The organism is Polaribacter litorisediminis (genome assembly GCF_019968605.1).
Taxonomy (GTDB): domain Bacteria; phylum Bacteroidota; class Bacteroidia; order Flavobacteriales; family Flavobacteriaceae; genus Polaribacter; species Polaribacter litorisediminis.
The window spans coordinates 1,822,663-1,848,951 of record NZ_CP082966.1 but is presented as its reverse complement, the minus strand read 5'-3'; the positions used below and the strand labels follow the sequence as shown (position 1 = coordinate 1,848,951).

23 protein-coding genes are annotated in these 26,289 nt (G+C 30.1%); 11 read left to right on the top strand and 12 right to left on the bottom strand.

All coding sequences use genetic code 11. From position 1 onward, the window contains the following. Window positions 1-6: 6 nt before the first annotated feature. The 5 genes from K8354_RS07955 (at window position 7) to K8354_RS07935 (ending at window position 4,638) form a co-directional block, all read left to right on the top strand. The gene (locus K8354_RS07955) at window positions 7-966 is read left to right on the top strand and encodes a hypothetical protein (protein ID WP_223447058.1); all 960 of its coding nucleotides are present in this window, start codon (window positions 7-9) and stop codon (window positions 964-966) included. A gap of 370 nt (window positions 967-1,336) precedes the next feature. Next, a complete protein-coding gene (locus K8354_RS07950) occupies window positions 1,337-3,031 on the top strand; it encodes an outer membrane protein assembly factor BamD (protein WP_223447057.1) in 1,695 nt (564 codons plus the stop codon). A 178-nt stretch (window positions 3,032-3,209) separates the two neighbouring features. After that, on the top strand, window positions 3,210-3,710 hold the full coding sequence (locus K8354_RS07945) for a hypothetical protein (RefSeq protein ID WP_223447056.1): 501 nt from the start codon (window positions 3,210-3,212) through the stop codon (window positions 3,708-3,710). Further along, the gene (locus K8354_RS07940; RefSeq protein ID WP_223447055.1) at window positions 3,692-4,168 is read left to right on the top strand and encodes a hypothetical protein; all 477 of its coding nucleotides are present in this window, start codon (window positions 3,692-3,694) and stop codon (window positions 4,166-4,168) included. Before K8354_RS07945 ends, K8354_RS07940 begins: the two co-directional genes overlap by 19 nt. Beyond that, on the top strand, window positions 4,165-4,638 hold the full coding sequence (locus K8354_RS07935; RefSeq protein ID WP_223447054.1) for a hypothetical protein: 474 nt from the start codon (window positions 4,165-4,167) through the stop codon (window positions 4,636-4,638). Before K8354_RS07940 ends, K8354_RS07935 begins: the two co-directional genes overlap by 4 nt. An 819-nt stretch (window positions 4,639-5,457) precedes the next feature. Here the strand turns inward: K8354_RS07935 and K8354_RS07930 are convergent. The 11 genes from K8354_RS07930 to uvrB all read right to left on the bottom strand — a co-directional run bounded on the left by K8354_RS07930 (window position 5,458) and on the right by uvrB (window position 19,072). Beyond that, complete coding sequence (locus K8354_RS07930; RefSeq protein ID WP_223447053.1) at window positions 5,458-6,321, bottom strand: DUF7281 domain-containing protein; 864 nt, start codon at window positions 6,319-6,321, stop codon at window positions 5,458-5,460. Beyond that, complete coding sequence (locus tag K8354_RS07925) at window positions 6,318-10,019, bottom strand: ATP-binding protein (RefSeq protein ID WP_223447052.1); 3,702 nt, start codon at window positions 10,017-10,019, stop codon at window positions 6,318-6,320. Before K8354_RS07925 ends, K8354_RS07930 begins: the two co-directional genes overlap by 4 nt. Further along, the gene (locus tag K8354_RS07920; protein WP_223447050.1) at window positions 10,003-10,575 is read right to left on the bottom strand and encodes a condensin complex protein MksE; all 573 of its coding nucleotides are present in this window, start codon (window positions 10,573-10,575) and stop codon (window positions 10,003-10,005) included. The genes K8354_RS07925 and K8354_RS07920 overlap by 17 nt, the downstream gene beginning before the upstream one ends. 6 nt (window positions 10,576-10,581) lie before the next feature. Further along, window positions 10,582-11,778 (bottom strand): hypothetical protein, encoded by a 1,197-nt coding sequence (locus K8354_RS07915; protein WP_223447048.1) that lies wholly within the window; start codon window positions 11,776-11,778, stop codon window positions 10,582-10,584. A gap of 453 nt (window positions 11,779-12,231) precedes the next feature. Further along, the gene (locus K8354_RS07910) at window positions 12,232-12,453 is read right to left on the bottom strand and encodes a serine hydrolase (protein WP_223447046.1); all 222 of its coding nucleotides are present in this window, start codon (window positions 12,451-12,453) and stop codon (window positions 12,232-12,234) included. 434 nt (window positions 12,454-12,887) lie between these two features. Continuing rightward, window positions 12,888-14,087 carry a glutamate-5-semialdehyde dehydrogenase gene (locus K8354_RS07905; RefSeq protein WP_223447044.1) on the bottom strand — a complete coding sequence of 400 codons (1,200 nt, stop codon included), beginning with the start codon at window positions 14,085-14,087 and terminating at the stop codon, window positions 12,888-12,890. A 10-nt stretch (window positions 14,088-14,097) separates the two neighbouring features. Then, window positions 14,098-14,868, bottom strand: coding sequence for a glutamate 5-kinase (gene proB / locus K8354_RS07900; protein ID WP_223447028.1), 771 nt, complete (start codon window positions 14,866-14,868; stop codon window positions 14,098-14,100). Between the two features lie 2 nt (window positions 14,869-14,870). Continuing rightward, window positions 14,871-15,677: a pyrroline-5-carboxylate reductase gene (proC, locus tag K8354_RS07895; RefSeq protein ID WP_223447027.1), complete on the bottom strand. Its 807-nt coding sequence runs from the start codon at window positions 15,675-15,677 to the stop codon at window positions 14,871-14,873. A gap of 42 nt (window positions 15,678-15,719) precedes the next feature. After that, window positions 15,720-16,163, bottom strand: coding sequence for a GNAT family N-acetyltransferase (locus K8354_RS07890; RefSeq protein WP_223447026.1), 444 nt, complete (start codon window positions 16,161-16,163; stop codon window positions 15,720-15,722). A 411-nt stretch (window positions 16,164-16,574) separates the two neighbouring features. After that, a complete protein-coding gene (locus tag K8354_RS07885) occupies window positions 16,575-16,766 on the bottom strand; it encodes a hypothetical protein (RefSeq protein ID WP_223447025.1) in 192 nt (63 codons plus the stop codon). Window positions 16,767-17,083: 317 nt separating this feature from the next. Continuing rightward, on the bottom strand, window positions 17,084-19,072 hold the full coding sequence (gene uvrB / locus K8354_RS07880) for an excinuclease ABC subunit UvrB (RefSeq protein WP_223447024.1): 1,989 nt from the start codon (window positions 19,070-19,072) through the stop codon (window positions 17,084-17,086). 86 nt (window positions 19,073-19,158) lie between these two features. On the opposite strand from uvrB, the gene K8354_RS07875 reads away from it, so the two are divergent. From K8354_RS07875 to K8354_RS07850, 6 genes are all read left to right on the top strand, one after another. Further along, window positions 19,159-19,761: an alpha-ketoglutarate-dependent dioxygenase AlkB family protein gene (locus K8354_RS07875; RefSeq protein ID WP_223447023.1), complete on the top strand. Its 603-nt coding sequence runs from the start codon at window positions 19,159-19,161 to the stop codon at window positions 19,759-19,761. Window positions 19,762-19,837: 76 nt separating this feature from the next. After that, window positions 19,838-20,731: a 23S rRNA pseudouridine(2604) synthase RluF gene (gene rluF, locus K8354_RS07870; RefSeq protein ID WP_223447022.1), complete on the top strand. Its 894-nt coding sequence runs from the start codon at window positions 19,838-19,840 to the stop codon at window positions 20,729-20,731. Between the two features lie 133 nt (window positions 20,732-20,864). Continuing rightward, window positions 20,865-21,995: a tRNA guanosine(34) transglycosylase Tgt gene (gene tgt, locus K8354_RS07865; RefSeq protein ID WP_223447019.1), complete on the top strand. Its 1,131-nt coding sequence runs from the start codon at window positions 20,865-20,867 to the stop codon at window positions 21,993-21,995. A gap of 83 nt (window positions 21,996-22,078) precedes the next feature. Continuing rightward, entirely contained in the window at window positions 22,079-23,170 is a 1,092-nt protein-coding gene (locus K8354_RS07860; RefSeq protein ID WP_223447018.1) for an LptF/LptG family permease, read from the top strand. Further along, window positions 23,157-24,071, top strand: a complete 915-nt coding sequence (locus tag K8354_RS07855) for a DMT family transporter (RefSeq protein WP_223447016.1) — start codon at window positions 23,157-23,159, stop codon at window positions 24,069-24,071. Before K8354_RS07860 ends, K8354_RS07855 begins: the two co-directional genes overlap by 14 nt. A 74-nt stretch (window positions 24,072-24,145) precedes the next feature. After that, on the top strand, window positions 24,146-25,099 hold the full coding sequence (locus K8354_RS07850) for an acetyl-CoA carboxylase carboxyltransferase subunit alpha (RefSeq protein WP_223447014.1): 954 nt from the start codon (window positions 24,146-24,148) through the stop codon (window positions 25,097-25,099). Window positions 25,100-25,188: 89 nt separating this feature from the next. Here the strand turns inward: K8354_RS07850 and K8354_RS07845 are convergent, their stop codons facing one another. Next, window positions 25,189-26,214 carry a TlpA family protein disulfide reductase gene (locus K8354_RS07845; RefSeq protein ID WP_223447013.1) on the bottom strand — a complete coding sequence of 342 codons (1,026 nt, stop codon included), beginning with the start codon at window positions 26,212-26,214 and terminating at the stop codon, window positions 25,189-25,191. Between the last annotated feature and the right edge of the window lie 75 nt (window positions 26,215-26,289).

Below are 26,289 nucleotides of genomic sequence, written 5' to 3'. Positions count from 1 at the left end.
TAAATAATGAAAAAGATAAAATTTATATTAGCAATTGTTTTTGCAATGCAACTTAATGCACAAGAACAAATAAAATTAAACGATTTTGGGCGTATTATATTAAATACTTACCTACCTGAAAATACTGAAATTCCAAAAGGAGCAAAAAAAGCTTTAGAAACTAAATTGAGTCAAATAACCACAAATAACGGTATGGGAGCCAGTGCAGCAAGCGCAAGGTTTATTATTACAGCCGTTTTAAATATTGGCACCAAAGATGTTGTGCCAGGGCCGCCACAAATGATTGCCCAAAACATTGATGTTACCTTTTTTATAGGTGATGCTGTTACCAACACTATTTTTTCGAATACAATAGTTAGTGTAAAAGGAGTTGGAACCAATGAAAATAAGGCATTAATAAATGCTATTAAAAATATCAAACCAAAAAATAATGAAATCATCTCTTTTTTAGAAAAAGGTAAAATTAAAATACTGAATTACTATACCACACAATGTGATTTTATAATTAAAGATGCAGAAACACTAGCTAAGCAAGAAAAATATGATGAAGCCATTTATAAACTAGCTCTTGTGCCAGAAGTCTGTAAAGAATGTTATTTTAAAACATCGGAATTAATTGACAACCTATTTCAACAAAAAATTAATACTGATTGCGACGCAAAACTTAGTAAAGCTAAATTACTTTGGTCTGGGCAACAAAACATAAAACAAGCTGAAGAATTGTTAAAAATAATTACTGACATTAACCCAAATGCATCTTGCTATTATGAAGTTGTAACGTTCACTAAGGAGATTAGTTTGAAAATAAATCAAATTGAAAATGATAAATTGAAACTGGCATTGAAAGTTTATCAGGATAATATAGATTTAGATAAAAAAAAGATAGATGCATATAGAGATATTGCGTTGGAACATGCTAAAAATAACCCCAAAACAATAAATTATAATAACATAAATTGGAGATAAGGATATTAATGTTTCATAATACTCAAACTCAAATAAGCCCTTGCATTGCATCACAAGTGCGTTTTGCATTAAACCTGAAAAACAACAACCCAAACAATAATAAACGGTGTTCATTTAATTATTGGATGCGGGCTATTGATACATTTTGCAGAATACATGAGATTAACGACTTAGATAGAATACAACATGCTATAAACTTATTTAATACTCTGAATTAGAAATTAGAGCAGAAAGAGTAATAAATAAGAATTTATAATGTATCGTAATAAAATTAGCATAAAAATACTGCTTATGAGTAAAGAAAGCTGGCGATAATTATAACAAATAACTACAAAAAGTAAGAGTAGCAAAACCAATAAAAAATATATTAATGAAACACATTTTACCCATTTTATTGTTTATAGTCACAATAAGTATTTTTGGTCAAGAAAATGAATATAATTTAGCACAAAATTTATACTCAGCTAAAAATTATAAAGAATCTTTAGAATACACTGAAAAATTATTGAATAATGACTTCGGAAAAATTGATGATTACGTTAAAGTCTATGTGTTATCAATGAATGCTAATTCTTATTACCAATTAAAAAATTATAAACTAGCGTTTGATAGATATACTGAATATTTGAATTTTATTCAAACGAAACCTCTTAAATTCTTTAGTAAAAAAGATAAGAAAAAGTTAATATTAGAAATTACTAAATTATTAGAGGAAACTAAAAGTTCTCTTTCTCCAACTTTAAGGGAAAGTAATTCAATTTCCGACAGCACAACAAGTGAGGCATTAAATGATAAATCTAATTTACCTTCTAATAACTCTGACAAAACCGTAACTTTAATTGTAAGTGGTCAAGGAAAAACCCTGGGAGAAGCCAGACAAAATGCTTTAAGAGATGCTATAGATCAATCTTTTGGTACTTTTATTTCTTCTAATGCAACAATTCTTAATGATGATTTAGTAAAAGATGAAATTGTTTCTATTACAAATGGAAATATCAAGTCTTTTGAATTATTATCTGAGGAAAAACTGCCAAATGGAAACATATTTGTTATGTTAAAAACTACGGTTTCTATTACAAAATTAGAATCTTTTTCACAAAGCAAAGGAATTAATATAGAATTTAAAGGAGGCTTGTTTGCAGCAAATATGATGCAACAAGAGCTTATTGCAAAAGGAGAATTAAAAGCAGTAAACGATATTATTGAAATATCTAAGGCAATACTAAAAAAATCATTTGATTATTCAATATATTCCTCAGGTAATCCGTTAAAAGACGACTTGAACTATAAAATACCGTTAACAGTCAAAATTAAGTTAAACAAGAATTTTGATGCCTTTGCAAGCTATTTTAACAACACATTTCTTAAACTATCAATGACACAAGATGAAGTAAACTCTTATAAAAGTGTCGGGAAAAAGTTCGATTTAATGCTAAGCTATAATGAAGATAATAAATCTAATCCTCCAAGGCCTGTTTATTTTAGAAATCCGAAAAGTATTTACCTTATACAAGATTTTATAATTTCTATCAGAGATATAGTTTTAAATTTTGAAATAAATAATGGTTTAAATAAATTAACAGGCGATAATATATTAGGTATTGATAGGTCATATTTTCGGAATTCACACTATTTAGAAGATATGGTTCTTATTGATTTTTTTCAAATATTGAGGATTTCTAATGGTTTGAGTGGTGGTGCTAGGGCTAACGCAAATGTTCCTAGAAGTTGGTCCCTTTTAACAGGATGGGTGGGCCCTAGTTTTATGAACTATGTGCGCGACAAATATCGCACTCCAGAAGTTGTTGAAGATTATTTAGACGGGCTGGGGACAAATATGTTTAATTGGAGATTTAATCTAAAATATAAATATAGAAACATTCAGGGAGGTGATAAAAATATTATTCTTAACTTTTACAACTTTTACAACGCCAGCTACAACTACAAAGATATACCAAAAGAATTCTTCGATGAAAATTCAATAATTTGGATTACTTTTTTTGACAAAAAAACGCTAGACGAAATCAAACAAATTACAGAATATACAATAAAACCTATAAACTAAAACTCATAATCATAGATTCGAATTTTAATGTTTTTTTATTTAGGTATCAATATTTACAAGATAGCCTTCTTTGTAAAATAAATGGAGTTTGAATGTTAAGTTAGATGATATTAGTAAAATTTCAAGTATTAATATCACTTTATAATATCTACGTTATTCTATTAAATAAAACCAAAATATGTTGCATAAGGCTCATTTCATAAAATATAATAAATTTCTCAAGAATTTACATTATGATGAGTTTGTTTTTCAGCCAGATGTGCACATTTCACTTGCTGCTACAATCGTTAAGGCTAATCTATTATACAAACCTGGCGTATATATTGTTTACGATTTTTCAAAAGATACATTGGGAAATTTGCTCTATGTTGGGAAGGCAGGGGCAAATAAAGAAGGGGTAATTAATGCGCATCAAATACCCAAAAGATTACTAGCTGTTTGTTATCCTCCAGAAAAATATTTGTGCTATATGCCATCAAAAAATACAAGTAGAAATGAAGCTTGGCCCATTATGATGCAATTGGATAAAATATCTAAAATATTAATCTGTTGTTTTTATTCTAAAATCACTTCAAAACTAAAAATTACGGCAGATACAAATCCTTTGTTTTTAGAAAAAAAAATTATTGAAACATACTATAAAAAAAATATAAAGCAACAATGGGCAAAAAGAAAATAAGAGCAACAATTCTTGATATATCTGCATACGAAAGATATGAAATTATAAAGGCGGTAATGAGTCGCTATAATACAGCTATCGAGCACTCATTTTTTCTTGAAGCAACCGCTTTAATAGAGAGTTTAATTAGTGATAGACTTGAAAGTAGAATTGGAGAATTAACAAAACAGCCTGTATCATTTAATACAATAGGGAATTTGCTTGATACACTTCGTACAATCGAAACGGATACTTTATTAAAGCAAATTATGAATAAACAAATAAATAACTGGTGTGGCGATAGAAATAAGGTAATCCACCAAGCTGCAAAAATTGAAATAGGTAAAAAGAAAGACTATAATAGTTTCTTGAAACTAGCTAAAAAAACTGCGAAGGACGGACGTAAGATATTTAATGAATATGATAAACAACTCAGAAAACTAAGAAGCACAAGTTTAAAAAAGAGAGTAGAAAAATGAAACAAACTATACTAATAATTGTAACATTAATTTTATCAGTAGTTACATACGGGCAAGGTTTTAATGACGATAAAGTATCTTTAACCAATTTTATAAAAAGAATGTATAACTCGGCACCTTTTGAGGGTGTTAAAGTTATAGAAGATTATGATAATAAATATATCATCTCAGTTCTTTCTTTAGAAAAGGCAGGTAAAAGTAATAGCATTTTAACTAGAATTGCACAAATAAAGGCACAAAGGCAGGTAAGTGCTTTCTTTAATGGAGCAGTAATAACTTCAGAATTTATTATTAAAACAACTGAAGTAAAAGCAGATAGTAACGAATTAAAAACAACAGTTGAAACAATTGAAAAAATAAAGGAAAACTCTATTGGATTTGTTAGGGGGCTGGAATTACTAACAAATTTTGATATTGAGGAAGAAAAGCGCATGCTATTTATTTACATCAAAAAGATTGAAGATGAATGAAAATTATAACAAAATATTATTAAAAAAAAAACTCTTTTTATGCAGCAAACGGAATGATTGCATTGAAAAATGTTCTCAAACCATTGACAGACAAGAATGTCCTAGTTGCCAATAACTAAGCCTATGACCCACCGATAAGCCAACACTATATGCCTTGTTGACTAAGCCATTGCTAGGATAAAGAGTAAAACGAAAGTTTTGGTTTTAAAAGGAGGGTTACCAAGTAAAGGAGCGAGTTTTCAATAGTTCTATCGCATAAGAGCTATTTATGATGCGTTTTTTAAAATCAATTACATCTAATTTGGACAAAAGGGAACTCTTCAGCTCAATTGACAGCTAATTTGAAAATTTTTTCCTTCTTCATAGTGAATCAAGAAGTTGCTATTTGTAATCGATTCGATTTTTAGTCTGAAACCTGTAAATTTAAATTATGAATGATATTACACCAAATTAAGTAAGCGTTCTGTAAACTGCATCTAATTTTTTGCTCCAATTTTGAGGTAACAATTCAAACAATTTATTTGCTTTATATTCTGTGATTCAATCAATGACATCAGATAACCAATGATATGGATTTATGTTTAGGGATTTACATGTTGCAAAAAACAAGTAAAACATTGCTATGTTTTGTGCAGATTCATGACTTCCCGCAAAGAGGTAGTTTTTTCTGCCTATATTGTAGTCCCCAATAAGTTTGTAGTGTTATTTTATGATTAAGATGTTGGTTATTGAGCTCTGCAGTGAGGTTTGGCAAGAAATAATCTTTTTCAATTTTTGGTGATAAAAGTGGTCGTAGCGACTTGTAACTAGGTTTCAAATTTATCGTTTGCGAGTTGCAGCGATATAATATTCTTGGTCCAAACCTTTTTGCTCTTTTTTAATTAATTCGATTAAATCTAAAATTTTTGATTCCTGTATTTTGTCAATATTGAAATTAATTTTTTGCGTATTAAATCGTTCTCTATTTCCATTATTTCTTAAATCGATTTTAATATTCTCAGGAATAAAAAATGTAGCTTTTCCTAATAAATGCTTTTTATATTCATTTAAATAAATTCCAATTCCTGCAATATCAAAATCTCCAAAATGTACATAATTATTTGGAATAGAATTCATCCATTTAATAAAATCTTTATTTTGATTTTGAGGATAACGAGAAATAAACAAAGGATTCATATTTTTAAATAAGTAATGCTGTTCTTGGATCTGACTGAAATTTTTGGAATTTTCAACGCCAATAACTGTTATTTCTTTTGGAATTTTGAAAGTTTCAAAGTCATATATAAAAACGAAGCTTCCTTTATCAGGATTAATGATTATGCGTTTATTATTCAACTCAGCTTTTATATAAGTATAACTATTCACTAAAAAGCCCTTAAAAGCTCTCTCTTTTGACTTTTTTGAATCTGTTGTAATTTTTACAAGTTCTGCCCGCGTTGAATTTTCATTTTCTAAAGCCAAAATATAATTATTCAAATCATTAATTTGTAACTGATTTGCTAAATAAGTATGTAAACTTGATTTATTTACCAACTCTAGAGATTTTTTATGCTTCCCTTTTTTGTAAATAATATTTTCAGCAACTAAATCATCTATTAATCTTCCTTTAGCAAAACTATTTGGAATTGATTCTTCATTGATGAGTCTGACTAATATTTTTGCTATTTTTAATGTTAATTTCATTCATTAAGAACTTTGTTAGTTACTTTAACCAATCGATTAATTTTTGTGATGTATTTTTTAGTATTGCTTTTTGACTGTTCTTTTGCAAGTTTATATGTGTATCGATAATCTGTAGCATTTTGACTTGTTGGTGAGCCATTAATCAGTAAAATGTTTCTTTCGTTGGCAAATCTTAAAATACCTTTAACATTATTTGGATGAAGTCTTCCTATTTCATCCATCATACAATGTAATTTAAAGTCTTTGAATTTTTTAGAAGCACTATTTTTAAAAACATTTAGAAGTAAAATGTTTACCATGGCTTTAACTAAAACATCTGTTCCTTCACTGCCAACATTAGAAAGTTTTTCAACCCAACCAGAATCATTATCGTTTTCTATGATTCTAAATTGTAAATCAAAAGACTCTGAAAGTGTTAGCGTTGCGTTTTTGGACTTTATTAATTCTTTGACTAGTTGTTTTAATAAATCTACAGCTTTTTGATTTTTTGAATTACTTTCGGACGAAGTAAAAAGATTTGTTGCTCCTAAAGCAAGACTATTTTCATCATTAAATTCTTTTATCTGAATTAATAATTTTACGATTGGATGAGAACTTTCTAAAGTTTTCATTTCCATTCCTTTGATAGCTTCCACAAAGTTTTTGCCAATAAAATCATCATTAATTTTTTTAATAATCTTCTCAATTTCTCCTTTTTTAGAGTTCAGCTCATTTGTTTCTCTACCTATTAAGCGAATAATATGTGCAAATCTTTCATTGACACGTTTTTCATATTCGTTAATTTTATCTAATTCGATAAATTCTTTTAGATCGGAAGCAAAGCTTAGAAAATTTTCTTTTGAAATTAATTTTATATTGAAACTGAAAATATTTCCTTCATTAAAGTTCCCATTAAATAGATTAATAGATTGTCTTAATTCTTCATAAGTTTGAAGGTTTTTTGAGTGCTTATTTACAATTTCTTTAATTAAAACTATTCCTGTTTTTTGCGTATCAAAAGTACCGATAGGTTGATTATAATAGTTTCGAATATCTAGGAAAGCATCTGAAAGCTTAAAACTTTCAAATTCTTTTAAGTCATTTTCAAATGCTTCAATGGTATTTTTTATTGATTTTACAAAGTCCTCTTGTTTAGCATATTTGGTGTTAATTTTATTTAATTCCATTTTATGATCATGAACTATGGATGCTCGCTTTTTCTCTAAACTAGCGTTATCAACTTTTAATTGCGGCACTTTATCGAAGAGTTCTCTTTTATCTTTATAGTATTCAATAACGGTTGTTTCATTCTCTTTAATATAAGCTAACTCCTTTTCTATTTCGCTTAATCCATCATCAATTATATGCAGTCTATTCGTGTCAACTCCTTTATTGTCTAATTCTGAGGTTTGTTTTTGCTTTAATTCTTTAATACGGTTATCGGATGCTTCTTTATTATTTGAAATTAAATTATTTATTTCTGAAATTGTCTTGTTTTTGATTTCTTCCAAAGATTTAATTTCAGAATTTCGTTCCTTTTCCTTTAAGGTTATTTTGCGATTTATTCCTTTCTTAATAATTTTTAGGTTGTCTTCAGCTTTTAATTTCTTTATAGCAATTTCGTCTAAATTATTTTCTAGTTTTAGTAAAGTAGCTTCTTTTTTCAATGTAGATTTTGAAATCCATTCATCCAAATCAATCTTATTTTTCTTTAATTTTTCTTCGTTTTGCAATATTATATATTCATGTTCTGCGATAATTTCTTTAAGATGATTTAAGTTTTTCTTAAATTTTGTTTTCAATTTTTTTAAACGATCCTCCTTATTTACATGAAGTTGTTGAACGACATTTTTAATTTCAATAATCTGATTTTTATATTCGTCAATTTCTTGATTGTACTCTTTTACCGTTTTTATGCTGTTTTTTAAGGTGTTTAAGTTTAATGATATACCAAATAGAGTAGTAGAAGTGCTATCAATTATTTTAGGATTTAGTTCTGTGTGAAATAAAACATTGTCTTCATCGATTACCTTTCCTATGGTATTTTGCCAATCATTAATATTCTCATTTAGCCAGCCATATAGAGAGGATTTACTCTGTTTAATTTTGTTTTCGATTTTCTCGATTTTTAAAACTAGTTTTTGCTTTTTTTCATTTTCTTTTTCAACGGATATATGGTGAATTCTTTCCACTTCTTTTGTCTCTAATTCCCATTCTTTAAGAATTGTAGCCGTTTGATTTGTAGAATTTAAAACTATAATTTTAGAACTTGAAATTTTGTATTCCAATGTTTTTTTATCGTTTTTACTCATCTCAATTTCTGCAGAGAAAAAGATTTTATATTTCAATTCTGATTTGCTTCTCTTTATGCTATTTTCATTTTCTTTTATGGTTTCTAGGGCATTGTAACCTTTTGTTACCTCATCTTTGTTTTCTTCTTTAATTTGATGTGTCAATTTTTGGTAGGCATTTATTATTGAAGTTTTATGCCCTTCAAAAGTTCGCTCTATTTTATGAATTTCTGCGTTTTGTGTATTGGTAAACTCTTGTTGTTGATTTTGAATTTGGGAAATGAGCGCTTGAAATTTTTGACTAATTTCTGCGAATTCAGATTTTAGAAGATTTTTTTCTTCTTCTAAAGTTTTTTGTTTTATAATTAAGCCATCTTTCTTTGCAACTTTCGAAATTATTTTCTTGATATTTTTATCATCATATTCAGCCTGTCTCAGTTTTGATTTGCCTAATTCTGTAGTGATTAATTTTATATCAGAAATAATATCTTGTTCTCTTCTTCGATGCGTTTTTATTAAATTTTCTCTCTTTTTTGATAACTCATTTAATTCATTATTTTCTTTCGAATAATTAGAAAATAAAATTGGCTTTTCGTTTTCTATATAATTGAGTCTAGATGCTAAACCATAAGCGAGCTCTTTTTTTTCTCTTTTTAAAAAATTATAGACTCTTAATCTAGCAATAATTTTCTCTGCCTGTTTTCTAACTACAATTTGCCCTTTTCTATTTTTTTTGAACCATATTTTAATATCATTAATTTGAGTTTCAAAATCACGTAAATGATTTTTAGAATAATTCTCTATATCGATAACAAATTCCTCTTCATTTATAGAATTAATGATGGTATCTTTTATAAATTTTGCTTCTAAATTAGTATTTAGCAATACATTTTGAATTGTTCTTGGTATATTTTGATATTGCTTACTTTCTATTAAAGCATACTTTTTAAATTCTGGCTTTAAGCCGCTATTATCTCCATAAATAATTCTACGAAAATCTTCATAACTTTTTATTAGACTGGTATAATAAATAGCTGTACCAAAAGCGTTTCTAATTGCATCCCAACTTTCAAAAGCTCTATTATCTTTATCAATAAATAATTCGCGTTTATACTCAGAGTTAAAAAACCTAAATGCAACTTTTCCATTTACCTTGTACGCTAAAACACAAAAAGGAATTTTGTCTTTTATAATTTCATATATCATATATGAGTTTTGATATTGAAAATAATAATCATCAAATCCTTTTTTCTCTCTTGGTATTCCAAGTTTTGTTTTATTTGCATTGTAGAAAAATAGAATAGCGCGAAGTAAAGTACTTTTTCCTACACCTTGTGTTCCTATGAAATGCACATTTCCGTCTAATTCAATTTCGGCATATTGCACAGATGCACTATTTATAAAAACTATTTTATTCAGGTATCTCATTTTCTATTTCTTCAGGAATATTAATAGTTGTTATCATGTCTTTTAAGTAATTTAATGAAGTAAGTACTTTATACGTTTCTGAAATCTCATTCTCTAATGTAATAAAATTATCTTTTTCAAGTTTTTCTATTATTTTTTTTATGCTATCAGAGTAACTTTTTTTGTCAACACTTATTTTTTTAAATTTTTCTAATTTGTTTTTTAAATCTGCATTGTTTTTTAGTTGATTAACGATTTCTGATGGTGAAAATCGAAAACCTACATCAAAAGAAGAATCATAAGTTTTAAAAAAATCTAAGATATCAATCCAATGAAATGCTTTTTCTAGTTTTCTATCTAAATCAGTATTATTTTCTATGCGACTGAAATAGAAATATTCATTGCCTAGTTCTAAGATGTAGTTGATTTGATAAAAGTATTCGTATAAATCTTCAAAAGTTTGATCATCTTCTAAAACCTTATAAAGTTTTTGAATTTCATTGTCCGGACTATTTGAGCATATAAATTGTCCTTTTCGAAGCACGTCAAATATTTCTGATGTATATTTTGTAATCATTAAAATTTATTTTGAAAATACCATAGCGTATTCGATACCATTGGTAATGTTGAAATTGTCTTTTATTGTTAATTCTTGCTCATATTGAGAAACGATTTGACAGAATATTGTTACGCGTTCATTAAAATCTACCTCTTTATTAAAATCATAATTTAAAATAAAATTGAATAAATTATCACTTGTAGCAACGAAACGATTTCGAATTTCGTCTAAGTTTATCATTATTTCTTCCTCAGTATTATTGGCAAGGTTTTCCGTAGAAATACGATCTGCTATTTCTGGTTTGAAGTGTAATCTATTTTTATGCTTTTTAGCAATTTTTTTAATGGATTCAAAAGCTTTTTCATTTTCTCTAAGAAAATTAATGGATAAATTTAAAGATTGGTTTGTTCTTGTTTCAAAAATTACTTGATTTTTGTTTGATATTATTTTTCTAATGTCAGTTTCTGCTTCGATCGTGAAATTATCTTTCAAATATTTTAATTTTCGTAATTTTTCTAAAAACTTTCCTTGCTGTTTTATTTGATTTAGATAATCAATGATCTGTTTTTCTATTTCAATTAAATTATGTGAGCATTCCCCTAACTGATGTTTTAATGAAATAATAATTCTATTTAATTCTTCATCTAATGCTCTATTAAAAAAAGTTATTTCTTCCTGATTAATAAGTGCCAATGTTTGTTGTATCAAGTTGGTTACTAATGTTCTTTTTTCATCAAGATTTTTTAACTTTAATTGTTTGTTTTTGTAATTCGATTCATTTTTAAAAGTGTTTTCTATATTTCGTCTTAAATCAACTACACTTCGTAGTGTGATAAGTCCCATATTTCGAAACGTCTTTTTGATAAGTCTTAGATAACTATATTTTCTAGTTTCGTTATTTTCATTTAAGAAATAACCTATATTTTCTTTAATATTTTTAATGTTTTCATCAATATAAGAGAGGTTGATTTCTTCACTAACAGAAAGAACTTGTTCAAAAAACTCCAAAAATTGACTATCAAGTTCTAATAGACCACCATTTTCTCTTATGACAGATTTTTGTATTAATAAATCAATACGACTTTCTTCATAATCAACAAGTTCTAACGCATCACTTAACCTGTAATCAATGGATTTTCTTTTACTAAACATTTCAGATATTAGTTTTTCCTCTCTTTTCAAAGAAGTAACTAATTCTTTTATGTCATTGAAGGTATTCATTTTTTGTTTTGAGTGTTAAAAAATAAATCTTTTGCTTTTTTCTGCGTTCACTTTCGTTTCGGTAAAAAATCAAATGCGCTGTTTGAACATGGGTGTTTTTAGTTCAAATACTCTTTTTCAGCAATCTCTATTGCGTTACGCTTTATGTGTTTATCATATAGTTTTTTATGTTGATTGAGCGTAAATTTAGCAAATAAAAATCTAATAGAAAATTCGCTAGAACTAGAAATTAATTATAGATGGCTTAAGTTGGTCCTTTCATAAATTTGATAAAATAATCAGCAAGAATAAAAGGGAGCATAAAGATTAGTAAATACGCTGAAGTCTAAACTTCAATTATATTAATAATCTATTATTTTCTGATAAAACTAAGTGCAGCCTTTGCTAGTGTGAAGGTTCCCTAAGACTTTCGGCTAATTTTTAGCGGAGGCGTCCGATAGAATTGTAGGTTGTTTAGTTAGTTTTAAAATAGTCCCAAGTTATTTTTGCTATTTTAACAATAATATTTTGATTTGTTTTATCATTTTCTTTAGAATCACATACAAAAACACTTAGATAGAAGTAAGAATCATCTGTTAAAAACACTATTCCTATATTATTTACAGCCCCTGTTAAACCATGATTATTTTTTCCTGAATGGCCAGTCTTATGGGCTACAATAGTTTCTTTTGGCAATAAATCCTCTGATGCTTTTTTTATCTGTTTGGGTTCTTTTTAAAACATTCAGAAGAAAGTTAAAACTTTTAGTACTTAATATATTGTTTGTGTTTTCAAAGAACAGTTGTCAAGTTTGATTTGCAGCCTTTGTAGTTGTCCAGTTTTCGTATTGATTTTTCCATTTAGCCTGCATTGCAATTTCGGTATGAACTATCGCAATATCTTTAATCCCAATGTCATGTAAATATGATTGTACTATATCGATTCCTCCAACGAGTTCGAAAAGTACATCACATCAAAGGTAGACACTCCAATTTGGAATTAGTAGTTCTATGTAAACCCACTAAAACCGTAAACTTATGAGCTTTTTAAAAAAATAAATTCGAGTGGCGCTCACTAAAAGCAGAACCACTCGAATTGATAAAATAAACTAAAAAAAATATGGATGAAAACTATCCGCGAATTTGGCCTTCACCAAAAATATAGTATTTATTAGTTACTAATTCTTTTAAACCTAAAGGGCCTCTATGGTGCAACTTGTCGGTACTAATAGCCAATTCTGCACCAACACCTAACTGTCCGCCATCAGTAAAACGAGTAGAGGCATTTTTATACACCGCAGCACAATCTACTTGTTGCATAAAATTATAAGCATTGTCATCATTTTTGGTCATGATTGCTGCTGAATGTCCACCAGAATTCTCATTAATCATTTCAATCGCTTCGTTTAGATCATCCACAGAACCAATGCAACATTTCAGGGCTAAGAACTCTTCTTTCCAAATATTTTTATCGATGATGAGGGTTTCATCTTTTAGTACTTTTTTACTGTCTGCGTCTACCAAAATAGAGACATTTTTCTCTTTTAAAACACTTTGCAATTCTAGTAACTTTGCTTCGTAATTTTCAATTTTTTTGTTGATTAAAATTTTATCCAACGCATTACAAGCAGATATTTTATCAGTTTTTGCATTGATAATTACGCTAAGCGCTTGATGCCAATCGACCTGTGCATCCACATATAAAAAATTATTACCTCTTCCGCTAATTAACACAGCACACGTAGCATGCTCTTTTACAAAACTAATTAAACGCTCGCCACCTCTAGGAACAATTAAATCTAACGGTTCGGTTGGGTTTTTTAAAAAGGCTTGTGTTTCAGTTCGGTTCAATTGCATGAGCTTTATATAATCGGTACTAAGATTATTTTCGGATAAAGCTTTGTGCCAAAACTCAACCAATAATTGATTGCTGAAAATAGCTTCTTTTCCACCTTTTAAAAGAATTTTATTGTTTGCTTTAAAGGCCAAAACAGCGGCTTCAATCGTTACATCGGGTCTCGATTCGTAAATAATCATAATGGTACCAAAAGGAGCAGTTCTGTTGGTAACTTGCAAGCCGTTTTCTAAATGCTTGTCACTAATAATTTGATTTACAGGGTCTTCTTGTGCTTTTACTTCGTTGATAGCCGTAATCATACCATCAATTTTTTTATTATTTAAAATCAAACGATCATACATCGCTTGGTCTTCTTTTTGAAAAGCATCCAAATCCTTTTGGTTGGCTTCTAACAAGGCTTCTCGATGTGTATCAAGAATCTTCGTCATGCTTGCTAAAACGTTATTTTTTAAGTTTGTATCTAGTAACTTCATTGTATAAATTTTAAAGTGACACTTTGGTACCTACAGACTTCCCGTCTATAATATCAATAATGGTATTATCTCTTTTTCCGTTGGCTATAAATGTAGGAATATTATGGGATGCGGCCTCTTGCGCATAATCTAATTTAGACCCCATTCCGCCTCGTCCTTCACCAGGTTTTTTATTGGTATCTTGTATGTATTTATCTAAGTCTTCATTAGGGTTTACATTGCTAATTAAATCGCTACTTTCTGCATCAGGATGCCCAGTATATAAACCATCAATATCTGTTAAAATAATCAATTTATCTGCGTTAATTAATTGTGCAATTAAACTCGCCAACTCATCATTATCCGAAAACATAGACATGGTTACCGAAACGGCATCATCTTCATTAGCAATCGGTATCACCCCTTCAGACAAAAGTCCTTCGCAACAATTAATCATATTTTGGCGATGAATACCTGGAGAAAAATCTCTTTTGGTTGGCAACACTTGAGCACATTTCATGCCGTAGTCATTAAAAATATTATAATAATGACGCATCATTCTAGGCTGCCCAATGGCAGAATATACCTGTCTTCTTTGAGTTTCATTTTCGATGGAAGATTCTCCTAAAACCTCTTTTCCGGCAATAACAGAGCCCGATGAAACTAAGATACATATAATATCGCGTTCGTATAATTCGGCTACTTGTTTTACCAAACGTCTTAAAACCGGTCTAACAATTCTGTTATCCTTGTTGGTCATTACGTTGGTTCCTACTTTTATTACAATTCTTTCTTTGTGCATTCTTAATGTTCTTTACCCAATTCTACAGCTCTGTTAAAAGCAGCAAAAGCGGCATCTTTTATTAATTCGTTTACATTGTTGTCTTCCATAGAATCGAGGGCGGCACGTGTAGTACCACCTTTAGAGGCTACTTTTTCCATCCAAGAATTTGGTGATAAGTTAGATTGATTGAATAATTCTACCGCACCTGTAAATGTTTGACTTACTAAAACTGTAGAATCTTTTTTAGAGAAACCCATTTGCAGTGCAGCTTCCATCATACTTTGCATAAAGTAAAAAACATAGGCTGGGCCACTACCAGAAATTCCTGTAGAGGCATCAATAAATTTTTCGGTATCTACTTCCATCGATTTTCCAGTGGTGTCTAACAAACTTTCTATCGTTAATTTTTCTATTCTAGAAACTTCTTTCGACGTAACATAAGAGGTAAGTCCTTTTCCTATTTGCGCAGGTAAATTAGGCATCGCTCTTACTATTTTATTTAAACCAGAATATTTTTTGATGTTTTCTATGTTTACACCTGCCATAATTGATACTAAAACTTGGCCAGGTTTAGAAAATGGTTTTAAAGCTTTAAATAAGTTCTCTGCATGATACGGTTTTACAGCAATAAAGATAATATCTGCCTCAGGCACACAGTCTTCTAATTCTTTAAAAGCATCAAAATGATTTATTTCATTGAGTTCCTCCAACTTTTTTTCAGAGTTATCCAAAACCATGATATTTTTCTTCTTTAACAACTTCGATTTAGACATTCCTTCTGCATAGGTAAGTCCCATGTTTCCGGCACCAATTACTAAAATTTTCATATTTTTCTGATTAAATGATTGTTATTATGAACACTAATTTTTTTATTCATCTTTGTGTAATGTCATTTGAATTTTCTCGGAAGTAAATCCGCTTTTTTCAAATACTTTAATTGCTGAACTTTCTTTATTGATTTGAAGTGTAACATTACCATTACAATAGTTTACAGCTTCTTTTATTAACTTTGATCCCATACCTTTATTTCTATAATCTTTATGAATCGCCAAATACACTATGAGATTTTCTGATTGATACGCTTTCATGCCCGTTTTATTAACAACAAGAGCACCAACGATGTTATCATTTTCTGTTGCGATAAATGTAAAACCACCTAAACTAGGAATCTCTTTTGCTGCATATAATAATGATTGCCGTATAGCAGTTTTATCATCTTTACAATCTTCTAAATGTTCATGTAAAAATTTGGTAATTCTATTGATTGTTAAAAATGACATCCTGTTAAAGGCATCAAAGGTATTAATCGTCATAATGTATAAATTGTTTTATAGAATACTGATAATTTAGGAGGCGAGAAGGCACCGTTATTTTTAAGTTGAAGTAAAACTTCTACAAAGAAAAAATAAAATTTGGGTGTAAAGTGTTTAAAAAAACCGATGAGGAGGAATAAATTTTTCAGATTGATTTCTAAAAACCAAAAAATTGAAATTAAATATTCTAAAGTTACGCAATGTATGTATCCTAACTTTCATGATGCAAAGTTATAAAAATGCTTGCCTAGAGCCAAACTTTGTGCATTGTATCATTTTTTTATTATGATAACATTAAATAGATAGGAGTTTCTTTACCGTACCCATAAATTTAATCCAATATAAATGAAGATTGTAAAATGAAATAATGGGGATTTCAATTTTTTTTAGACGATTCTAACGAAATGAACGCTATTTTTTTGGAGTTTTTCTCCAATCCTTAACTAAAAAGTAGACACTCAATACAAAAGTGATGCTATAAACAGCTGCCAATGCATTGTTTTCAAACTGCATTTGTTCAAAGTTGAACTGATTAAACAATGCACGCCCTAGCACCAAAGAAATCATGAGTATAAAAAAGTTTGGTGTTTTAGTGGTTTTCATGATTTGTAATTTTTATATTTTTTATTAGTGTTGTCCGATTAAAATTAGCTAAAGTGTTTTAAAGTATTGATAATATTGATTTTGAAGAGCCTTTAAAGTAGCATACCTTGCTTTTAAAACCGCTTTAGAATTTATGATGTATCGAAAAATTTAAAATCATAATAATATTGTTTTTCAGTTAGTTACATTCAAGTCTTTGTTCTTTATTCTAACAGCGAAAGCGGTCTTTTTTATCTTTTATCGGACAACAATGATTTTTTATAAGAATATTTATCGACTTTATTTTTACATTCAGTTCTCTAAACGACTACAAAAAATTATACTTTTTCTTTTAAAACAGCGATCTCATCTCTTAATTTAGCAGCCACAATAAAATCTAATTGTTTGGCGGCAGCTTCCATTTCTTTGCGTTTCGTTCTAATTCGTTTTTCTATTTCTTCTTTCGGTAAATATTGTAAATCTTGCTCTGCAGCCACTTGTTTAGCATTGTCATAATGATAGCTAGAAACGGCAGATTTCGTTAACGTATCTTCAATTCGTTTATTAATTTGAGTAGGAGTAATGTTGTTTTTGGTATTATAGGCAATTTGTTTTTCTCTACGTCTATCCGTCTCATCAATGGTTTTTTGCATGCTATTGGTTATTTTATCAGCATATAAAATAGCGAGTCCATTTACGTTTCTTGCAGCTCTACCCACGGTTTGTGTTATGGATCGGTGACTTCTTAAAAAACCTTCCTTATCGGCATCTAAAATGGCCACTAAAGAAACCTCTGGTAAATCTAAACCTTCACGCAAAAGATTTACACCAATGAGAACATCAAACAAACCTTTCCGTAAATCTTGCATAATTTCTACCCGCTCTAAAGTATCTACATCAGAATGAATGTATCTACAACGAATGGCAACTTTTGTTAAATATTTAGTGAGTTCTTCTGCCATTCTTTTGGTTAACGTCGTCACCAAAGTACGTTCGTCTTTTTCTACTCTAATTTGTATTTCTTCAATTAAATCATCAATTTGATTTAAACTCGGTCTAATTTCAATGATAGGATCCAGCAATCCCGTAGGTCTAATAACTTGTTCTACAAAAATACCTTCCGTTTTTTGCAACTCGTAATCAGCAGGCGTTGCAGAAACAAAAATAGTTTGCCTTTGCAAAGCTTCAAATTCATCAAATTTTAAAGGTCGGTTATCCATCGCAGCAGGCAAACGGAATCCGTATTCTACCAAGTTTTCTTTTCTACTTCTATCGCCGCCATACATCGCGTGGGTTTGCGGAACCGTTACATGGCTTTCATCAATCACCATTAAATAATCATCAGGAAAATAATCTAACAAACAGAACGGTCTTGTACCAGGTTCTCTGCCGTCTAAATAACGAGAATAGTTTTCAATACCAGAGCAATAACCTAATTCTCGAATCATTTCTAAATCAAATTCTGTGCGTTCTTTTAAACGTTTTGCCTCTAAATGTTTGCCAATTTCTTTAAAATAATCGACCTGTTTCATCATATCTTCTTGAATTTGATGAATGGCATTTTGCAACACATCTGGTGAGGTCACAAACAAATTGGCAGGATAAATATGAAGTTCGTCGAAGTTTTCTAAAATGGCATTGTTCTCTAAATCGAATGCTTCTATTTCTTCAATTTCATCACCAAAAAAATGAACACGATACCCATTATCCCCATATGAAGGATAAATAGTCACCACATCTCCTTTTACTTTAAAAGTCCCACTTTTTATTTCGTGTTCGGTTCTAGAATACAAACTTTGTACCAATTGATGTAAAAATTTGGTGCGAGCGAGTGTTTGCCCAACCTGAATGGGAATGACATTTTTCTTAAACTCGGTGGGATTTCCAATTCCATATAAACAAGAAACCGAAGCCACCACTAATACATCTCTTCTGCCAGAGAGTAGTGAAGAGGTGGTGCTTAAACGCAAGCGCTCTATATCTTCATTAATCGATAAATCTTTTTCTATATAGGTTCCAGTAACTGGAATGTAGGCTTCCGGCTGATAATAATCGTAATAAGAAACGAAATATTCTACCGCATTTTCCGGGAAAAATTGTTTGAATTCGGAATATAATTGGGCTGCTAATGTTTTGTTATGCGCCAAAACCAACGTTGGTTTTTTCACTTCTTTGACAACATTTGCTATAGAAAATGTTTTTCCTGAACCGGTTACTCCCAATAAGGTTTGAAACCTTTCTCCTGACTTGATTCCTTCACAAAGTTCTTTGATGGCTTGTGGTTGATCTCCTGTGGGAGAGAATTCTGATACTAGCTTAAATTCCATGGTGTAAAAATACGCAACCTTAAAGTTTTTAAAAAGCAGTAACAAACAAATTATTGCATTCTATGGTTTTTGAGTATTTTTAGGGCATGGATTTATTTTCTTCGGATACAATAAAAAATATTTTACCCTTTGATGGGGTTGCCAATTATCATGGTATTATTTTAAATGCGATGCAAAGCGATTTTTATTATCAGCAATTTTTAAAGACGATTCATTGGAAAAATGATGAAGCCATGATGTTTGGAAAGAAAATCATCACCAAAAGAAAAGTAGCTTGGTACGGAGATTCAGAATATTCTTATACCTATTCTAAAGTGACAAAAACGGCTAATATTTGGACTCAAGAATTACTGGAACTTAAAGAAATTGTTGAAAAAGAAAGCAACGAAACGTATAATTCTTGCTTGTTGAATTTATATCATTCTGGAGATGAAGGCATGGCCTATCATTCAGATGGTGAAAAAATGCTCAAAAAAAATGGTGCCATCGCATCACTATCTTTAGGAGCAACCCGAAAATTTTCTTTTAAACACAAAGAAAATAAACAAAGAATAGATATTATTTTAGAAAAAGGAAGTTTGTTGGTGATGAAAGAACAGACGCAAACCCATTGGATGCACAGATTACCGCCTACTAAAAAGGTAAATGTACCTAGAATTAATTTAACTTTTAGGACGATAGAATTATAGATAAATATGCATGAATTGCAAGGGGTTAGAACCCTTGTTGAAATGAATTATGTATTTTTGCAAAAAACTGTTTCTTTTGGATATCAACAATCAACAATCTATCAACCTTAATAAATACATAAGTTCTTCCGGAATTTGTTCGCGCAGAGAAGCGGAAAAATTCATCAAAGAGGGCAGAGTCACGATCAACGGAAAACCAACACAATTAGGAAATAGAGTTGGTAAAAAAGATGTGGTAAAATTAAACGGACGGGATGTAAAACCAAAAGATGTTACGGTATACATTGCTTTAAATAAACCTGTTGGGATTGTTTCTACAACAGATGATAGAGAACCTAATAATATTGTAAAACATATCAATTACCCCGAAAGATTATTTCCTATTGGGCGTTTAGATAAACCTTCTGAAGGATTGATTTTCCTGACGAATGATGGAGATATTGTCAATAAAATTTTACGAGCAGGAAACAATCATGAAAAGGAATATTTTGTATCTGTAAATAAGGTAATCACAGATGATTTTATTCAGAAAATGGGCAATGGAATTCCGATTTTAGGAACCATAACTCAAAAATGTTTGGTAGAAAAGATCAGTGCAAAAATCTTTAAAATTGTTTTAACCCAAGGTTTAAATCGTCAAATTCGAAGAATGTGTGAATATTTAGGGTACGAAGTAACCAAGTTAAAACGCACCCGAATTATGAACATCGATTTGGGATATTTGCAAACTGGCGATTGGCGCGAATTAACGGAAGATGAAATGAAAGAAATTAATGCCATGATTTCATCCTCCTCAAAAACAGAAGAAGCCTCTGTAGTAAAAGACAAACCAAAGTCGGCAAAGCCAAAAAGAAAGAGTGCGCCTGCCAAAAATGACTTTAATAAAAAAAGTGCATCTTTTAGAAAATCATCACCAAAAAATAAAAAAAGTAATTTGGGTTTTTCATCAAAAAAGAAAAAAAGATTTTAATCGAAAACCAAAAACATTTAATTTAAAAGAAAAAGTGTACGCAAAAATTTGTGAAATAGTTGTTTACTTTTTTCTGAACCTTTAAGAATCTTTTAATTTTTAGCTTCTTACAATAATACTATCTTTGCCCTCAATGAAATTCGACCTAAAAACAACAGACCCAAAGAGTCAAGCCAGAGCAGGAGTTATTACTACGGATCACGGAATCATAGAAACGCCCATTTTTATGCCCGTAGGAACCGTAGGTACCGTAAAAGGTGTCCATCAAAATGAATTGAAGAATCAGGTGAATCCTGACATTATTTTGGCAAATACTTATCATTTGTATTTAAGACCTAAATTAGAGATTTTAGAGAAAGCTGGTGGTTTGCATAAATTTATGAATTGGGATCGAAATATCTTAACAGATTCAGGTGGATACCAAGTATATTCGTTATCAGGAAGAAGAAAAATTAACGAAGAAGGGGTAAAGTTTAAAAGTCATATTGATGGCTCTATGCATTTTTTTACTCCAGAAAACGTCATGGAAACACAGCGTACAATTGGTGCAGATATTATCATGGCTTTTGATGAGTGCACACCGTACCCTTGTGAGTATAATTATGCAAAACGTTCTATGCATATGACGCATAGATGGTTAGATCGTTGTATGAATCACCTTGAAAAACTACCTTTTAAATACGGTTTTGAGCAAACTTTTTTTCCGATAGTGCAAGGTAGTACATATAAAGATTTAAGAAAACAATCTGCTGAATATATTGCCAATGCGGGCGCGCAAGCAAATGCAATTGGAGGTCTTTCGGTAGGGGAACCAGCTGAAGAAATGTATGCCATGACAGAAATAGTTACGGCAATTTTACCAGAAGATAAACCTCGTTATTTAATGGGAGTTGGTACGCCCATCAATATTTTAGAAAATATTGCATTGGGTATTGACATGTTCGATTGCGTAATGCCAACCAGAAATGCTAGAAACGGAATGTTATTTACGGCGCATGGAACCATCAACATTAAAAATAAAAAGTGGGAACATGATTTTTCTCCTATTGATGAAATGGGTATTACAGAGGTAGGTATTTATCATTCTAAAGCATATTTACGTCATTTATTTGTTGCTAAAGAAATGTTAGGTAAGCAAATTGCCTCTATTCACAACCTTGGCTTTTATGTTTGGTTAACACGTGAAGCGAGAAAACATATTTTAGCAGGAGATTTTAGGGAATGGAAAGATAAGATGGTAAAACAAATGGATAAAAGATTGTAGTTGATTGTTTTTGGTTGGTGATTATTTGTAACTACGATAAACCAAAAACGATGCACTAAAAACTAAAAACTAATATCAAAAATTTGAAAATAATTGATTGGTACATATTAAAACGATTCTTGGTAACATTTTTGTTTACCCTATTAATTTTGATTCCTATAGCGTTGGCAATCGATATTTCTGAAAAAATTGATAATTTTCTAGAACATGTAGATTTAGGCTTTTATCAAATTGCAGATGAGTATTACAAGAATTTCATTATCTATTATGCCAATACTTTTATGCCTTTGGCGCTCTTTATTGCGGTAATTTTATTTACCTCTAAATTGTCTAATAATACAGAAATTATAGCGATAACAAACGCCAAAGTTTCTTTTCAGCGTTTTTTATATCCTTATTTTTTGGGGGCTACTTTGGTTACTTTATTATCTTTATTAATGAATCATTTTGTGGTGCCTAATAGCAGTATAACAAGAAAAAAATTCGAGAAAGAGTTTATAAATACCAGAAGTCAGAAACAAGAATTTAAATACATAAGTGATTTTAGTTTACAATTAACGGACAGTACGTATATTTTTATTAGAAATTTTAACACAGAAACAAACTCAGGGTACGATTTTACCTCAGAGGTTTATGATGGTTTGCAATTAAAATCAAAATTAGTTGCAGATAATATAAAGTATCAAAACAAAGATTCTACTTTTGCTCTACAAAACTGGAGATTACGAAAAATTTATAAGGACAGAGATAGTATCTTTTCTGGGCGGAAAATAGATACTGTTTTTAGTTTTACACCCAAAGATTTAATTTATAAATCTGCTTTAGCGCAAGAAATGCCCTCAGATGAATTGTATAAATTTATTGAGGTTTCTAAAAAGAGAGGTGTTAAAAATTTAAATGCATATTTGGTAGAATTTCATAAAAGAACAAGTTTGCCGATGGCATCTTATATCTTAACAGTCATTGCCGTAGCGCTAGCCTATAGAAAACGAAGAGGAGGTACAGGAGTTAATTTAGCCATTGGTATTGGTTTGATGTTTATCTATGTTTTTTTAATGAAAATTTCTGAAGTTTTAGGCGCTGTGGCTGGTGTAAATTCACTTTTATATGTGTGGATGCCTAACTTCTTTTTTGGTTGCGTTGCCATTTATCTCTATTTTAATGCTAGAAAGTAAACTAAAGAATTATTTATTACTGCATCTTATTGTTTTTATATGGGGTTTTACCGCCATATTGGGTGCGTTAATTACCATTGATGCCATTCCTTTAGTATTTTTTAGAATGGGTTTGGCGGTAATTTTTATCATGATTTATTTTTTGTTTAAAAAGAAATCTTTTTATGTTGATAAAAAGGGATTGCTAAAATTTTTGTTTTCAGGAATTATTATCGCCTTGCATTGGATATTTTTTTTTAAAGCCATAAAAGTTTCCAACGTTTCGGTAGCTTTGGTAACCATGAGTTCAGGTGCTTTTTTTACATCATTCATAGAACCCTTTTTTTTTAAAAGGAAAATAAAATTGTTAGAAATTATCCTCGGTTTGATTGTCATAGCAGGTTTGTATATCATTTTTAATTTTGAAACTCAGTATAAACTAGGCATTATCTATGCATTGATTTCTTCTTTTTTAGGGGCGCTTTTTTCAGTTTTAAACGGCCTATTTGTAAAAAAATACGATGCCAATAATATATCATTATATCAACTTTTATTTGGAACCTTGTTTGTAACCGTTTATCTGTTTTTAAATAATAGTTTCTCTGTTTCTTTTTTTAAATTATCGTATTTAGATTGGGGCTACTTATTTATTTTAAGCAGTATTTGTACAGCATATGCTTTTATAGCTTCTGTAAGAGTTATGAAATACATATCACCTTATACAGTAATGTTAACGATTAATTTAGAGCCTATTTATGCTATTATTTTGGCTCTTTTTATTTTTGGGGATAAAGAAAAAATGCAACCTGAGTTTTATTTTGGTGCCTGTATTGTTTTGGGCGTGGTACTATTTAACGGAATTATCAAAAATAAATCGGTGATAAAACATAAACTTCAGCAAAGACTAAAATCAAAAAAATAAGATCAATTAGTATGAAAAAGTAAATTTTGTAGTATGTTTGTTTATTCAATTAACGAAAGTAAAAGAACTGCAAAATGGAATATTTAGATTTTGAAATGCCAATTAAAGAGCTCGAAGATCAGCTTCAAAAATGTGAAATTATTGGCAAAGAAAGTGATGTAGATGTTACTGCCACTTGCAAAAAAATTGAAAAGAAATTAGCCACTGCCAAAAAAGATATTTACAAAAATTTAACGCCGTGGCAAAGGGTACAATTATCTAGACACCCAAATAGACCGTATACATTAGATTACATTAAAGCCATTTGTGGAGATACTTTTATGGAACTTCATGGAGACAGAAATGTAAAAGATGATAAAGCCATGATTGGTGGTTTGGGTAAAATTGGCGATCAATCTTTTATGTTTATTGGTCAGCAAAAAGGATACAATACTAAAACGCGACAATTCAGAAACTTCGGAATGGCAAATCCTGAAGGATATAGAAAAGCCTTGCGTTTAATGAAAATGGCAGAAAAATTTGGAATTCCTGTAGTTACTTTGTTAGATACTCCTGGGGCATATCCTGGTTTAGAAGCAGAAGAACGTGGACAGGGTGAGGCAATTGCAAGAAATATTTTTGAAATGACTCGTTTAAAGACTCCTATTATAACCATCGTAATTGGCGAAGGTGCATCTGGTGGAGCATTAGGTATTGGAGTGGGAGATAGGGTTTATATGATGGAAAATACTTGGTATACCGTAATTTCTCCAGAATCTTGTTCTTCTATTTTATGGAGAAGTTGGGAGTTTAAAGAACAAGCAGCAGCCGCACTAAAATTAACAGGTACCGATATGAAAAGGTTAAAGTTAATTGACGCTATAATTAAGGAGCCGGTAGGCGGAGCGCATTCTAACAGAGAAGAAGCTTTTAAATCAGTACAGGAGCAAATTGTTGCCGCATTTAATGAATTAAAAGATTTAAATGATGCAGATTTAGTTTCTAAAAGAATGGACAAATATGCAAATATGGGCGTGTACAAAGAGTAATTTTTTTTAAGCATAAAATAGTGATATAAATAAAAAAGGGAAATTCTTTAAAGAATTTCCCTTTTTTATTTATATGCTGTTTTAAAACCTTAAAGACCTAAAGATGTTAGTAAATTTTTTAATTGTGGATCCGAAGGTCTTAGCGCATTTGCATCTACGATTTTTCCTTCAGGATCAATTAAGATAAACCTAGGAATTCCGTTGATTTCATATGCTTGCTGAAAAGAATAATCTTGTCCAGACCAAAGCTGTACACCACTCATGTTTTTCTTTTTTACAAAATCTCTCCATTTTTTTTCTGCGGCTTCCCAAGAGCCACCGCTTCTTCTTGCTTCATCTGTAGAAATACTTACAAATTCAATGTTCTTATCGTGGTATTCTTTTTCTAAACTTTGTAAATACGGTATTTGTTGAATACAAGGTCCGCACCAAGTAGCCCACACATCGATATAAACATATTTTCCTTTAAAAGAATCTAAAGATTTTTTACCCCCTTTTATGTCTATATAATTCTCAAATTTAGGAGAAGGCTTTCCTTTTCCCATCACTTTGTTTTTCGCATAGGCATTATCAAAATACACAACTAATTGCTCATTTTGTTGTTTTACAGAGGTGTATAAAGTACTATCTAAATCTGTGTAAGATTCTAAAATACTATCATACTCAGACTTTATAGCAGCTACTTTTTCTCGAAAAGCTGCTTCTTCTAAATCCAAGATTAGTTGAGGATTCCCCATCGTTTGGTTCTTTGTTATTTGCGCCAAAATAAAATTACTGTTGGATGCACCTTCACCAGAAAATTTAAAACTCTCCATAAATTCATCAGCATTACCTGTTAATGAAATATTATATCCGTTTTTTAAATAAATAGGGGACATTTTATTTGCACTTGTTAAGGTATAAATAGCGGCTTTCTGTATGTTTAAAGTATCTTTAAAAGAGCCGTCTTTTTTAAGCGTTATTTTTTTTATAATACCTTCTCTACTGGCTATTGAGATAATAGAATCTTTGTTGTTTTCTAATTTTCCTGATATGGTAAGATATTCTTTAGCGTGTTCTTGCGTGCATGCAATCATCATGAACATACTAAAAAATAGCGTGCTTAATTTCTTCATTTTTAATTATTAAATTGAGTGCAAAGATAAAACTTATCTTTCAAAAAAACAGTTAAAATATTTGGCAGAAACGGC